Source organism: Bradyrhizobium sp. SZCCHNS3002, from assembly GCF_032377435.1.
Lineage (GTDB): Bacteria > Pseudomonadota > Alphaproteobacteria > Rhizobiales > Xanthobacteraceae > Bradyrhizobium.
Genome location: NZ_JAUHHY010000003.1, coordinates 399,166 through 413,749, shown reverse-complemented (window position 1 = coordinate 413,749; position 14,584 = coordinate 399,166). Strand labels below are relative to the sequence as shown.

The 14,584-nt window shown below is 65.6% G+C and carries 7 protein-coding genes; 5 read left to right on the top strand and 2 right to left on the bottom strand.

Annotated features, from left to right (window positions below; all coding sequences use genetic code 11):
* Window positions 1-105 precede the first annotated feature (105 nt).
* The 5 genes from QW845_RS09040 to QW845_RS09020 all read left to right on the top strand — a co-directional run bounded on the left by QW845_RS09040 (window position 106) and on the right by QW845_RS09020 (window position 12,087).
* Complete coding sequence (locus QW845_RS09040; protein ID WP_315801242.1) at window positions 106-894, top strand: DNA repair protein; 789 nt, start codon at window positions 106-108, stop codon at window positions 892-894.
* The gene (locus QW845_RS09035; protein ID WP_315801241.1) at window positions 794-2,380 is read left to right on the top strand and encodes a DNA polymerase Y family protein; all 1,587 of its coding nucleotides are present in this window, start codon (window positions 794-796) and stop codon (window positions 2,378-2,380) included. The genes QW845_RS09040 and QW845_RS09035 overlap by 101 nt, the downstream gene beginning before the upstream one ends.
* 367 nt (window positions 2,381-2,747) lie before the next feature.
* The gene (locus tag QW845_RS09030) at window positions 2,748-6,308 is read left to right on the top strand and encodes an error-prone DNA polymerase (protein WP_315801240.1); all 3,561 of its coding nucleotides are present in this window, start codon (window positions 2,748-2,750) and stop codon (window positions 6,306-6,308) included.
* Between the two features lie 1,375 nt (window positions 6,309-7,683).
* Complete coding sequence (locus tag QW845_RS09025; protein WP_409997885.1) at window positions 7,684-8,922, top strand: efflux RND transporter periplasmic adaptor subunit; 1,239 nt, start codon at window positions 7,684-7,686, stop codon at window positions 8,920-8,922.
* Window positions 8,923-8,964: 42 nt separating this feature from the next.
* Window positions 8,965-12,087, top strand: a complete 3,123-nt coding sequence (locus tag QW845_RS09020) for a CusA/CzcA family heavy metal efflux RND transporter (protein WP_315801238.1) — start codon at window positions 8,965-8,967, stop codon at window positions 12,085-12,087.
* Here the strand turns inward: QW845_RS09020 and QW845_RS09015 are convergent.
* Window positions 12,084-12,785: an ABC transporter ATP-binding protein gene (locus QW845_RS09015; protein ID WP_315801237.1), complete on the bottom strand. Its 702-nt coding sequence runs from the start codon at window positions 12,783-12,785 to the stop codon at window positions 12,084-12,086. The two genes, QW845_RS09020 and QW845_RS09015, sit on opposite strands and share 4 nt — an antisense overlap.
* Window positions 12,782-14,545, bottom strand: coding sequence for a branched-chain amino acid ABC transporter ATP-binding protein/permease (locus QW845_RS09010; protein ID WP_315801236.1), 1,764 nt, complete (start codon window positions 14,543-14,545; stop codon window positions 12,782-12,784). The genes QW845_RS09015 and QW845_RS09010 overlap by 4 nt, the downstream gene beginning before the upstream one ends.
* Window positions 14,546-14,584: the final 39 nt, after the last annotated feature.

Genomic DNA, 14,584 nt, shown 5'->3' with positions numbered 1-14,584 from the left:
ATATTAGAACGTATCATGAACAAAGAGGGTCGTCGCGGGTTCAACTGCCTGCTTCACTTGAGAACGGCAGCGCCCGCACGATGGATTGAAGAGGAGCGGCGACGGATGACCGGCGCACGCATGGATACGCTCGCGCGTCTGCGCGGCCGCATTGCCCGTCTCGAGGCGGGAGATGGCGCACATGATTTGCGCCGGGTCGCGCTCGGCCATGACGCGGCCGATGCGGTGCTGCAGGGTGGGCTCGCCACCGGCGCGCTGCATGAGGTGTTCGCCGAGACCGGCCGCCAGGCGGCGGCCGCGACCGGCTTCCTGTGCGGGCTTGCCGCGCGTGTCGCCGCGCGCCGGCCGCTGATCTGGATCCGGCAGGATTTCGCCGAGCGCGAGATGGGCGCGCTGTCGATGAGCGGGCTCGCCGAGCTCGGCCTCGATCCGCGTCGGATCGTGATCGTGCGCGCGCCCGATCTCGATCACGCCCTGCGCACCGCCGCCGACGCGCTCGCCTGCGATGCGCTGGGCGGTGTGATGCTGGAGGTGTGGGGCGAGACGCAAAAGCTCGATCTCGTCGCCAGCCGCAAGCTGACCCTGGCGGCGCAGGAGTCCGGGGTGACGGCGCTCATGCTGCGCATCGCGGCCACGCCCGAGCCCTCGACCGCCGAGACGCGCTGGATCGTCCGCACCGCGCCGTCGCTGCCCTCGGCGCCCTGGATGGCGTGGGGCGCGCCGCGCCTCGATGCCGAGCTCATTCGCAACCGTCACGGCCAGACCGGACGATGGATCATGGAGTGGACCCCCGATGCATGCCGTTTCAATGAACCGGCGGCGGATCCTCAGCTTGTGGCTGCCGCGCCTGCCCATCGATCGCATCAAGCGCAGCCGCGCCGCCGATCCGCATGATGGCCTTCCGCAGGCCGTCGTCCTCAAGGATGCCAATGTGCTGCTGATCCATTCGTTGGACGAGGCGGCGGCGCGTCACGGCGTCAGCCTCGGCCAGCCCTTGGCGAATGCCCGCGCGGTCTGTCCCGATCTCGTCGTGCACGAGGCGGATTTGGCGGCTGATGCAAAGATGCTGGAGGGCATCGCCGACTGGTGCGACCGCTTCACGCCGCTGGTGGCGCTCGATCCCCCGCATGGGCTTTTGCTCGACATCACCGGCTGCGTGCATCTGTTCGGCGGCGAAGCCAGACTGATGCGGTCGGTCTGCGACGCGCTGACCGCGCACGGCCTCATTGTGTCGGCGGCGATCGCCTCCAACGCCGTCTGCGCGCGGACGCTGAACCGGCAGGTGCACGGCCGCATCGTGCCTGATGGCGAGGAGGCGACTGCGGTGGCGCCGCTGCCGGTGGCCGCGCTGGGCGGCAGCGAGGCGATCACGCTCGGCCTGCGCCGCGCCGGCTTGAAGACGATCGGCGACGTCGCCGCGCGCGGCCGCAACGAGATCACCGCGCGGTTCGGCGCCGCTTTCACCCGTGTGCTGGCGCAGGCGCTGGGCGAGGCCGATGCGCCGATCAGCCCGCGAAAGGTCCCGCCGGACTACATCGTCGACAAGCGCTTCGCCGAGCCGGTCGCGACCGACACCGTGATCGCGGCGAGCCTCTCCAGTCTGGCCGCGATGCTGGTGGCGGCGATGGCGCAGCAGGGCAAGGGCGCGCGGCGGCTGGAGGCCTGCTTCTTCCGCACCGATGGGCTGGTGCGCGTCATCGCGGTCGACACCGGCCAGCCGGTCACCGAGGCCGCCGTCATCGACCGGCTGTTTCGCGAACGGCTCGAGGCGCTGAATGATTCGCTCGATCCCGGCTTCGGCTTCGACATGATGCGGCTGTCGGCCAGCCGCAGCGAGATCGTGGTGCAGCAGCAGCGCGATCTCGACGCGCATGTTCATGACAATGATGAGCTGTCGGCCCTGATCGACCGCATCGCCGCGCGCATCGGCGGCAAGCGTGTGGTCGTGCATCTGCCGGTGGACACGCATATTCCGGAACGCGCGGCGCTGCCGCTGCCGGCGCAGCAGCATCTGGCGGCTTCGAATGTTGCCGACTGGCCGGAGCGCAGCGAAGGCGAGCCGCCGCTGCGGCCCTTGCGGCTGTTCGCGCGTCCCGAGGCGATTCAAGTGATCGCCGGTGTGCCCGACGGCCCGCCCGCGCGCTTCGTCTGGCGTCGTGCCGCGCATGCGGTGGTGCGCGCCGAAGGCCCGGAGCGCATCGCGATGGAATGGTGGCGGCCGGACGGGCAGGGCCTCACGCGTGACTATTTCCGCGTCGAGGACGAGCACGGCCTGCGCTTCTGGCTCTACCGCGACGGTCTGTATGACCGCGAGCTCAAGCAGCCGGAGAACGGTTTGCCGATGCAGCCCGCCTGGTACATGCACGGGCTGTTCGCATGAGGGCGGGAGCGATCACACACATCTCGCGGCAAGCTCGCTACTTCCCCTTTGGAGAGCAAGTTAACGCACTTGTCTGGAAATTGGATCCGAGCACTTGCAGCGCGGACGGTGCGCTCCCTCTCCCCGTTCTTCACGGGGAGAGGGGTGGGGTGAGGGGCAGCCGCACGGGAAGTGTTCGTGGTGAGACCTGTACCCCCTCACCCGGATTGCATCTGACGATGCAATCCGACCTCTCAGCGCGAGCGCAGCTCGTCGCGCCCCCGCAAGCGGGGCGAGGTGAGGGCCGAGCAAGCCGCGAGATGCGCGCTTACATCGTCCTGTTAAGGGACAGGCATCGTGCCGCCGCCCCAGCCTCGGCGATCACGCGATGACTCCCGTCCCCTATGCCGAGATCGGCATCACCACCAATTTTTCCTTCCTGCACGGCGGCTCGCATCCGCAGGACTATGTGCATCAGGCCGCCGAGTATCGCCTCACCGCCATCGGCATCGCCGACCACAACACGCTCGCCGGCATCGTCCGCGCCTACAGCGAGCTGAGTAGTGACCGGCTGAGCTGCAAGCCGAAGCTGCTCTACGGCGCACGGCTGGTGTTCACCTGCGGCACGCCGGACATCCTGGTCTATCCGCGCGACCGCGCCGCCTACGGCCGGCTGTGCCAGCTGCTCACCCACGGCAAGCGCGGCAGCGATCTCGACAAGGTCGCCAAGGGCGACTGCCGCATGAGTTTCGAGGATCTGTTCGAGTTCATCGAAGGCCAGCTCGTGGTGCTGATGCCGCCGCATCGCTTCGACGAGGCTGTGCTCGGCAAAATCCTGGCACGGCTGAAAGACAGCCCCGCCGAAGGCGTGTGGCTGGCCGGCAGCCTGCTGTATCGTGGCGACGACCGCCGCCGGCTGGCGCGGCTCGCGCGCCTTGCGGCTTCAGCCAAGGTGCCGCTGATCGCCACCAACGACGTGCTGTATCATCACCCAGGGCAACGGATGCTGCAGGACGTGCTGACCTGCATCCGTGAGAAGGGCACGATCGAGACCATCGGCCGCCGCCTGCAGGCCAATGCCGAGCGCCATCTCAAGCCGGGCCACGAAATGGCGCGGCTGTTCCGTGACCACCCCGACGCTGTGACCGAGACCATCCGTTTCACCGACCGCATCGTCTTCTCGCTCGACCAGCTCAAATACCAATATCCGGACGAGCCGGTGCCGCCCGGCAAGACCGCGCAGGGGCATCTGCAGGATTTGACCTGGGCCGGCGCCAAGACCTGTTTCGGCGACCATCTCGATGACAAGCTGCGCGCTGTTCTCGACAAGGAGCTGGCGCTGATCGCCGAGCTCAACTACGCGCATTACTTCCTCACCGTCCACGACATCGTCCGCTATGCCCGCAGCCAGGGCATCCTGTGCCAGGGCCGCGGCTCGGCGGCGAATTCGGCTGTCTGCTACGTGCTCGGCATCACCTCGGTCGATCCAACCAAGATCGATCTGCTGTTCGAGCGCTTCATCTCCAAGGAGCGGCTGGAGCCGCCGGATATCGACGTCGATTTCGAGCATTCGCGGCGCGAGGAGGTGATGCAATATGTCTATCGCCGCTACGGCCGCCACCGCGCCGCGATCATCGCCACCGTCATCCATTATCGCCCGCGCAGCGCCATCCGCGACGTCGGCAAGGCGCTCGGCCTGACCGAAGACGTCACCTCCGTGCTCGCCGACACCGTGTGGGGCAGCTGGGGCGACGGCCTGTCGGACATGCAGGTGCGCCAGGCCGGGCTCGATCCCGCCAACCCGATGATCCGTCGCGCGGTGGAGCTGGCGGGGGAGCTGATCACCTTTCCGCGCCATCTGTCTCAGCATGTCGGCGGCTACGTGCTGACGCAGGATCGGCTCGACAGCTACGTCCCGATCGGCAATGCCGCGATGGACGACCGCACCTTCATCGAATGGGACAAGGACGACGTCGATGCGCTCAGCATGATGAAGGTCGACGTGCTCGCGCTGGGCATGCTGACCTGCATCCGCAAGAGCTTTGCGCTGATCGAGCAGCATAAGCATATTCATCACGATCTGGCGTCGGTGCCGCGGGAGGATTCCAGAGTCTACGACATGCTGTGCAAGGGCGAGTCGCTCGGCGTGTTCCAGGTCGAGAGCCGGGCGCAGATGAACATGCTGCCGCGGCTGAAGCCGCGCACCTTCTACGACCTCGTGATCGAGGTTGCGATCGTCCGGCCCGGGCCGATCCAGGGCGATATGGTGCATCCGTATCTGCGACGTCGGAACAATCAGGAAAAGGTGACCTATCCGTCGCCGTCGCCGGATCACGGCCCGGCGGACGAACTCTACAAGGTGCTGCACAAGACGCTCGGCGTGCCCTTGTTCCAGGAGCAGGCGATGCGGATCGCGATCGAGGCGGCAAAGTTCTCGCCGGAGGAGGCGAACGGCCTGCGCCGCGCGATGGCGACGTTCCGCAACGTCGGCACCATCGGCTCCTATGAGGAGAAGATGGTCACGAGCATGATCGCGCGCGGCTACGATCCGGCCTTCGCCAAGAGCTGCTTCGACCAGATCAAGGGCTTTGGCTCCTATGGCTTCCCGGAAAGCCACGCCGCGAGCTTCGCCCAGCTCGTCTACGTCTCGTCCTGGCTGAAATGCTTCCATCCGGATGCGTTCTGCTGCGCGTTGCTGAACTCGCAGCCGATGGGATTCTACGCGCCGGCGCAGATCGTCGGCGACGCCCACAAGAACGGCGTCGAGATCCGCAACATCGACGTGTCCCACAGCTTCGCCGACAACACGCTGGAGAACACGAACGACGAATACTGCGCCGTCCGCCTCGGCTTCCGCCAGATCGACGGCTTCCGCTGGATCGACCGCGACGAGGAACGGATCAGGAAATTGTCGGAGAAGATGCGGAGAGAGACGCTGGCTGATTCCACACCTTTATTGCCAGCTGTCTCCCCGGTGTCATTCCGGGCCTGCGCCCAAGAGGGCGCATCCCGGAATGACGGTGGGGATACAGCGGGTGACTCACAAAGACTTGATGCGTTTCGAGGGCTCGACGCTGTCGCTTCGCCTTGGAATGGCAACGAGCAACAAATTCACTTGTCACTCCCAAACGACGACCGCGAAGACGACTGGGCCGACCGCATCATCAAGGCCCGCGCCCGCGGACCGTTCACCTCGCTGGAAGACTTCGCCCGCGACACTGCGCTGCCCAAGCGCGCGCTGCTGCTGCTGGCCGATGCCGATGCGTTCCGATCGCTCGGGCTCGACCGTCGCGCCGCGCTCTGGGCCGTGCGCCGGCTGCCCGACGACGTGCCGCTGCCGCTGTTCGAGGCCGCCATCGCCCGCGAGCAGCCGGACGAGGGCGCCAGGCCGCTGCCCGAGATGCCGCTGCCGGAGCACGTCGTCGCGGACTATCAGACCATCCGCCTGTCGTTGAAAGGCCACCCGATGGAGTTCCTGCGCCAGCGCTTCGCTGCCGAAGGCGTGCTGGCCTGCCGCGACGTCAACCACGCCAACGATCGGCGCCGCGTCCGCTGTGCTGGCGTCGTGCTGGTGCGGCAGCGGCCCGGCAGCGCCAAAGGCGTCGTGTTCATGACCCTGGAGGACGAAACCGGCATCGCCAACATCGTGGTTTGGCCGAAGGTGATGGAGACCTTCCGCAAGGAAGTGATGGGTGCGCGCCTCGTGCTGGTCGAAGGCCGCATCCAGAGCAGCCCCGAGAAAGTCGTTCATCTCGTCGCCATCAGCCTGGTCGACCGCAGCGCCGACCTCGCCTTGCTGTCAGACGACCGCCTCGGCGCCGTCCCGCATGGCGCCACGCCCGCCGAGCCGCTCAACGACGACCGCCGCGACCACCCCGACACTCCCTCCCAGCGCGTCAGCCACCCCCGCAACGTCCGCATCCTGCCGCGCTCAAGGGATTTTCATTGAGGTACGGAGAGGTGTTGCCACATGGCTCGCCTAACATGTTGGGCGCGGTGTTTCGTGCGATGCTTCGCATCGCCCGAAGTAACTTCCTCCACCAAGTGCAATGACGATCCGCATCAACGATTGGAATTATCATCGCGGTGTTTGCACGTTGAAAGATCGTGCGCAGTGCAAGTGAATGCGCCCTCTCCCCTTGTGGGAGAGGGCATGTAGGAAGGTGCGGCAAGTTCGGTTGGGTGAGGGGTCTGTCTCCACGGTCGTTGCTTTCGGACAGATACCCCTCACCCAATCGCGTTTGTGGACAGGTCGGAGATGCCCTCTCCCACAAGGGGAGAGGGCGCTGTATCTCACAGCGCATCCAGGACCTAACTTAAGCTGATAACGGCGCTGCGCGACCCACCGGCAGAGGTCGCATCATTGGAATTCAGAAATCCGGAAAACTTCGCTCCACTCCAAAATTCCTCTTTCATTTTTTCAGAAATCATGCTCTATTCCGCGCATCCCGCTCCATGAAGAAGGGGCGTAGCGCGCGATCGTCACGACACGCGGGGCGGGGAGCGATGGCCGTGGTCATGCCGCAGCGTAGCTTGGCCTACGTGGACGAACGGCGTGACACGGACGGAAAGGCGTGTGGTCCTGACGCCCCGATGCTGGCGTCAAGTTCGCGGGGGATGATGCTCCCGCCGACGACGGTGGCTAACAGCCGGACACCGGGGAGAGCGCGCTATAACCGTGAAAACCATCGCGCAGGGAAGGCCGGGCGTTCTCGGCTGCACCTGTGGTACCTGCCGCCTGCATTCTTTTCGCAGGCGGGCCGCAGGCGCCAGCCGGCGCCTGGCCTTCCCTGCGCCCTCTTCACGAGAGGGTGAAGCGATCGGCAAGAAAATCAGCAAGACTCGGACGCATCTGCGCCGCGAGAGGCGTCTTCATGTGCGCGTCACAGTCACCTGATCGAGGCTGCCATCGATGATCGCATGGCCGTCAGCCATCGCAGGGCCATGGAAACCATGACTCGATTTTCGCGAACACGCACGACGTTGCGATCTCGCCCGAGCCGGAGCGCAAAAGGTGAGGCCGGAGTAGGGGCGTACCCGCGGAGGTTGGCTCATCGACCGGCGACACCGTCCCGGCGATCCGCGGCGCCGTTGATGCGTCCATGGTGCGCCGCGGTGCAACCGCGATTGCCCGGAACGAGCTGAATGCAAGCTGAACGGCTGTCGTTGAACTTTCAAATTTTTAAAGCAAAGCAGGGACGAGTTGGGCGATTTTTAGGTTGTTTAAAGCTCCAGTTCCGCACTATTAGCGCCACGATGAGACCGCCAGAGCCGGAATCGTCGACAGATAAAGCGAGCCTATCTGACCAGCCATGGCGTCTGACATGAACCCATCCCCGCAGATGCTCAGCACCAAGCGGCTGCTGATCGGCCTGGCTGCCCTGGCGGTGGCCGGCGCGGGCGGCTATGGCTATACGCAATTCCAGTCGGGATCGGCTGCGAAAGACAATATCGAGCTCTCCAGCCAGTCCAAGCGCAACGGCACCACTTTCACGCCGTCGGCGGCGGAATGGTCGACGCTGACGATCGAGCCGGTGTGTGAGAAGATATTTCGTGCCGAGCACATGACCGAGGGCAAGGTTGCCGTCGACGAGGACCGCTCGACGCCGGTGTTCTCGCCCTATGCCGGCCGCGTCACCAAGCTGTTGGCCCGCCCGGGCGACAACGTCAAGCAGGGCCAGCCGCTGTTCGTGATCGAGGCCGCCGACACGGTGCAGGCCCAGAACGATTTCATTGCGGCCATCACCTCGATGAACAAGGCGAAGTCCGCGCTCGATCTCGCCGACATCCAGTACAAGCGCGCCAAGGACCTGTTTGAAGGCAGGGCCATCCCGCTGAAGGATTTCCAGCAGGCGGAGGCGACCTCCGTTCAGGCCCAGAATGACATGCGGTCGTCACAAACGGCGCTGGAGGCCGCCCGCAACAAGCTGCGCATCCTCGGCTTCACGGATGCCGCGATCACCGATTTCCAGAGCAAGGGCGTGATCGACCGCGAGATCACGATCTATTCGCCGATCGCCGGCACGGTCGTGCAGCGCAAGGTCGGCCCCGGACAATACGTCAACTCCGGCGCGAGCGACCCGGTGTTCGTGATCGGCGATCTCTCCACCGTCTGGCTGACCGCGTTCGTCCGTGAGAGCGATGCGGCGCTGGTGAACATCGGCGAGGAAATCCTCGTCAACGTGCTGGCGCTGCCCGGCCGGCCGCTCAAGGCCAGCATCAACTACGTCGCCGCTTCGATCGACCCGGCGAGCCGCCGGCTGCTCGTCCGGGCGACCATCGACAACAAGGACGGCCTGCTGAAGCCGGAGATGTTCGCCAATGTGACGATCTATTCGCCAGGCGAGCAACCCGCCGTCGCGGTGCCCCGACAGGCGCTGATCTACGAAGGCAACCAGGTTCGCGTCTGGGTCGCCCGTCCCGACAAGTCGATCGAGCTGCGCAAGATCAAGACCGGTCTGATCAATGGCGATCAGGTCGCCGTCGAAAGCAATCTGAGCGCAGGCGAGCAGATCGTCACCAAGGGCAGCCTGTTCATCGATCGCGCAGCCTCGGGCAGCTGAGATGCGCGCCTCCCGCCTGCCTTCCTGAAAGTGCCGATCTGAATGGACCGCCTCGTCGCCATCGCCGTCCAGCGGCGCTTCCTGATGGTCGGAATGTTCGTCGCCGTCCTGATCGGCGGCCTGATCGCGTTCCGGCAGCTCAACATCGAAGCCTATCCCGATCCGACCCCGCCGATGGTCGACATCGTGACGCAGAGCCCCGGCCTCTCGGCCGAGGAGATCGAGCGCTACATCACGATCCCGATCGAGACCCAGGTCGCCGGCATCAAGAACCTGCGCACCATCCGCACGATTTCCTTGTACGGCCTGTCCGACGTCAAGCTGCAGTTTTCGTTCGACTACACCTACGACGAAGCTTTGCAGCAGGTGCTGAATCGCCTGTCGCAACTGTCGCCGCTGCCGGGCAATGTCACGCCACAGATCTCGCCGCTGAGTGCGGTCGGCGAAATCTATCGCTATCGCTTGCGCGGTCCGCCGGGCTACAGCGTGCTCGACCTCAAGACCCTGCAGGATTGGGTGCTGCAGCGCCGCTTCCGCGCCGTGCCTGGCGTCATCGACGTCACCGGCTGGGGCGGCAAGACCAAGACCTATGAGATCCAGGTCGACTTCAACAAGCTGGTCGCCAACGGCCTGACCCTGCCTCAGCTCTTGCAGGCGGTCGGCAACTCCAACATCAATGTCGGCGGCAACACGGTCGAGATCGGCACGCAGTCGGCAGTCGTCCGTGGCGTCGGCCTGATCCGCTCGATGGACGACCTCGCCAACACCATGGTGTCGCAGAGCGGCGGCAACCCGGTGCTGGTGAAGGACGTCGCCAACGTCACGGTGGCGGAGAAGCCGCGGCTCGGCATCGCCGGCCTCAACAACAATGACGACATCGTCCAGGGCATCGTGCTGATGCGGCGCGGCGAGCAGAGCTCGCCGACCATCGCCCGTGTCGAGCAATTGGTCGACCAGATCAACAACTCCACCATCCTGCCGCCGGGCGTGCGGATCGAGCGCATCTACGACCGCAAGGACCTGATCGATACCACGACGCACACCGTGCTCCACAACATGGTGGTCGGCATCGGCCTCATCGTGCTCTTGCAATGGGTGTTCCTCGGCAATCTGCGCAGCGCGCTGATCGTCGGCGCCACGATTCCGTTTGCGCTGTTCTTCGCCGTCATCATCCTGGTGCTGCGCGGCGAGTCCGCCAACCTGCTGTCGGTCGGTGCGATCGATTTCGGCCTGATCGTCGATGCCACCGTCATCATGGTCGAGGCGATCTTCCGCCGGCTGACGCAAACCACGCCATTGTCCGAGGCCGAGGAGAGCCACATCTCGCCCGAGACGATGATGGGCATGAAGAGCCACGCGATCCTGTCGGCGGCCGCCGACGTGTCGCGCTCGATCTTCTTTGCCGCCGCGATCATCATCGCCGCGTTCCTGCCGCTGTTCACCCTGAGCGGCGTCGAGGGCAACATCTTCGGGCCGATGGCGCGCACCTATGCCTATGCGCTCGCCGGCGGTCTGCTTGCGACCTTCACCGTGACGCCGGCGCTGAGCGCGATCATCCTGCCCGCACATGTCGAGGAGACCGAGACCCGGCTGATGCGGCTGCTGCACGCGATCTATTCGCCGGTGCTGCGCTGGGCGGTCGGCAACCGCAATCTGGTGATGACCGGCGCGATCGGTCTCGTGCTGCTGACCGTGGTGGTCGGCCGGCTGCTCGGGCTCGAATTCCTGCCCAAGCTGGAGGAGGGCAATCTCTGGATCCGTGCGACCCTGCCGCCGACGATTTCGCTGCAGGAGGGCAACGCCTACGTCAACGAGATGCGCAAGATCATCCGCGCGCGGCCCGAGGTCGATGCGGTGGTCTCGCAGCACGGCCGTCCCGACGACGGCACCGATGCCGCGGGCTTCTTCAATGCCGAGTTCTTCGCGCCGCTGAAGCCGGTGAAGGACTGGCCCGGCACCAAGGACAAGGATCAGCTTACCGCGGAGTTGCTGAAGCAGCTCGACGACCGCTTCCCCGGCGTCGAGTTCAATTTCTCGCAATATCTGCAGGACAACGTCTCCGAAGCCGTCTCCGGCGTGAAAGGCGAGAACTCGATCAAGCTCTATGGCAATGATCTGCAGGCGCTGACGGATACCGCCAACAAGATCAAGCAGGTGCTGTCGACGGTGCAGGGCATCACCGATCTCGCGGTGTTCACCTCGCTCGGACAGCCGACCGTGCAGATCGACATCGACCGCGCCAAGGCGGCGCGCTACGGGCTCGCGCCTGGCGACATCAACGCCACCATCAAGGTCGCGATCGGCGGCGACACCGCGGGCGATCTCTACGAGCCCGGCTCCGACCGGCATTTCCCGATCATCGTTCGTCTGGCGCCGGAATATCGCAAGAGCGCGGAGGCGATCGAGAATCTGCGCATCGGTGCGCAGGGGCCGAACGGCATTACGCAAATTCCGCTGAGCGAGGTCGCCACCATCAAGCTGGTGTCGGGCGCGGCCTATATCTATCGCGAGCAGCAGGAGCGCTATCTGCCGATCAAGTTCTCGGTGCGCGAGCGCGACCTCGGCAGCGCGATCCAGGAGGCGCAGCAGAAGGTCGCCGACCAGGTGCAGTTGCCGCCGGGCTCGCATGTCGAGTGGGTCGGCGAGTTCGGCAATCTGCAGGATGCGATCAAGCGGCTGTCGATCGTGGTGCCGATCAGCCTCGCGCTGATCGGCGTGCTCCTGTGGTTCAATTTCGGCTCGATGGCCGATACCTTGCTCGCCATGAGCGTGATCCCGATGGCGATCTTCGGCGGCGTGGTCGGCCTCGTCTTGACCGGAATCCCGTTCAGCGTCTCGGCGGCGATCGGCTTCATCGCCTTGTTCGGCATCGCCGTGATGGACGGCATCATCATCCTGTCGCAGTTCAACCAGCTGATCGACGAGGGTGTCGACCGCATCGAGGCCGTCATCCGCACCGGCGAATTGCAGTTGCGTCCGGTGCTGATGACCTGCGTCGTCGCCGGCATCGGCCTGATGCCGGCCGCGGTGTCGACCGGCATCGGCTCGCAGGTGCAGAAGCCGCTCGCGATCGTCGTGGTCACCGGCATGATGCTGGCCCCGATGGTCATCCTAATCACGCTGCCGGTGCTGATCTCGCTGTTCTCCCGCCGAGGCGTTCGCTAGATCCGCATGTGCTCGTCGATGCGCGCGGCGGAGTCACGGTCGACCGCGGCGGCATCGACGATCTCGCCGCGCTTGAACACGAGGTATCTGTCGCTGATCGAGAGCGCGAACGGCAGATGCTGCTCGACCACGATCATCGAGGTGCCGATCTCGCGGCGAGCCCGCACCAGCACCTCGGACAGCCGGTCGACGACGGACGGCTGCAGACCTTCCGTGACCTCGTCGAGCAGCAGCACGTCGGGCTTCGCCATCAGCGCGCGCGCCACGATCAGCATCTTCTGCTCGCCGCCGGACAGTGTGCCGGCCCGCTGGCTCAGCCGCTTGGTGAGCACGGGGAACCAGCCGCCGACCTGCTCGAAACGCGCGGTCATGTCGTCGTCCGTGAGCACGCCGAGCCTGAGATTGTCGCGCACCGACAGATCCTGGAACAGCGCATGCTCCTGCGGCACATAGACCAGCCCCATCTTCCGCTTCAGATGCGGCGCTATCCGCGTCACGTCCTTGCCTGCAAGTCTCACTCGGCCGCGCCAGGCCGGCAGGAAGCCGACGATGGCCTTGAGCAGCGACGTCTTGCCCATGCCGTTCTTGCCCACGATCGCGAGGGTTTCGGCTTTGCCGAGCGCAAAACCGACATTGCTGATCACCTCCGACGAGCCGTAGCCGCTTGCCAGCTCGTGAACATCCAGAACGCTGCTCATGCGAGGGCCTCCGCATGCGGAACATGCTGTCCGGTGTATATTTCGCGCACCAGCTCGCTGTTCACGACCTCGTCGACCGAGCCGTCGAGCGCGAGGCGTCCCTGGTGCAGCACGATGATGCGCGACGAGATCTCGCGCACGAAATCGAGATCGTGCTCGACCAGGAGAATGCAGAGCCGGTCGCGGCGGGCGAGGGCGGTGAGGATGTCGGCGAAGCTCTGCCGTTCCGCGCGCGTCAGTCCGGCGGTTGGCTCATCCAGCAGCAGCACGTCGGGCTCGAGCGACAGCACCATCGCGAGCTCGAGTGCCTGCTTGAGCCCGTGGCTCAGATTGCGCGCTTCCTCATCGAGCCGCTCGCTGAGCCCGGAGCGTTCGACGACCGACATGGCTGCAGGCGGCAGCGCCAGCGTCACCGCGCGCGAGGTCAGTGCGGGAGGATCAGCATGTGTCCGCGCGACGCGCAGGCATTCTGCGACGGTCAGCGTCTCGAACACCGATGCCGTCTGGAACTTGCGTCCCAGGCCAAACCGAACGACGCGATCCGGCGGCAGCCGTACGATGTCGTGGCCGGCGATCGCGACGTCGCCGGTCGAGCGTTCGCGGCCGTCGGACAGGCAGCGGATCAAGGTGGTCTTGCCAGCCCCGTTGGGACCGACGAGGCTCAGCAATTCGCCGCGATATGCCGTGAACTGCACGCCGTCCAGCACTGCGAGACTGCCATAATGCTTGCCGAGCGCGCGAACTTCGATGGCAACGGCGTCCGGATTGCTGACCGCCGTGGCGGCAGCGGCCGGCCGCAGCGTCGTCGCAGTGCGCCGTCCCGAACCGCCGCGCTTGACCAGGCGCATCACAGCGCCAAGCAGGCCGTCCGGGAAGACAAGGATCACGATGATCAGCGCAAGCCCGACGATCAGCTCCCACACATAGGGGAGGCTATTGGCAAGGTAGGCGCTCGCCACCTCGATGCACAGCGCGCCGATCACCGGACCGATCACGGTGCCGCGGCCGCCGAGCGCGACCATGATCACGAGGTTGGTTCCGAAGCCGAAGCTCGCGTTTTCGGGCGCGGCGATACCGCCGAATCCGGCATAAAAGAATCCGGCCAGCGCGGAGACGATCGCGGACAATACCAGCACCGTGATACGCAGCCGCGACGTGTCGATGCCGAGATAGGTGCAGCGTGCGTCGTTGTCGCGCAGCGCCGCCAGCAGACGTCCGGTGTCACTGCGCATCACGACGAGCGCGAGCGTCGCCGTCGCCAGCAATCCGAAACCAGCGAGTCGCAGCCAGGTCTCGATCTCCAGATCGAAGCTTTCGAAGCCGACAAGTCCGCTCGACGAGCCGGTGAATGTGCCGCCGGAATAGAGGATCTGCACCAGCACGATCGGCACCACCAGCGAGATCACGGAGGCGTAGAGCGGCGTCGAGCCAGGGTAGAACGACAGCCAGCCAGTGAAGGCGGCGACAGCGGCCGCCACCACCACGGCTGCGCCGATCGCGGCGCAGATCTGCCAGGGGCCGAAGCCATATTCGGTGAACATGATCGCGAGCGCATAGGCCCCGATGCCGAAGAAGGCGGACTGGCCGAACGTCAGCGTGCCGCAATAGCCCCACATGATGTCGACGGTGATCGCCGCGATGGCGACGAAGCAGGCGCGCACCAGGATGTTCACGAGGTAGGTATCGAGCAGCAGCGGCGCCACGACGATCACGCCGGCGGCGAGCGCGACCAGCAACGCGGGGACGATCAGGAGCGGCATCGCGCGCTTCGTTGGGGACACAGGAGAGGCGAGGGGGCG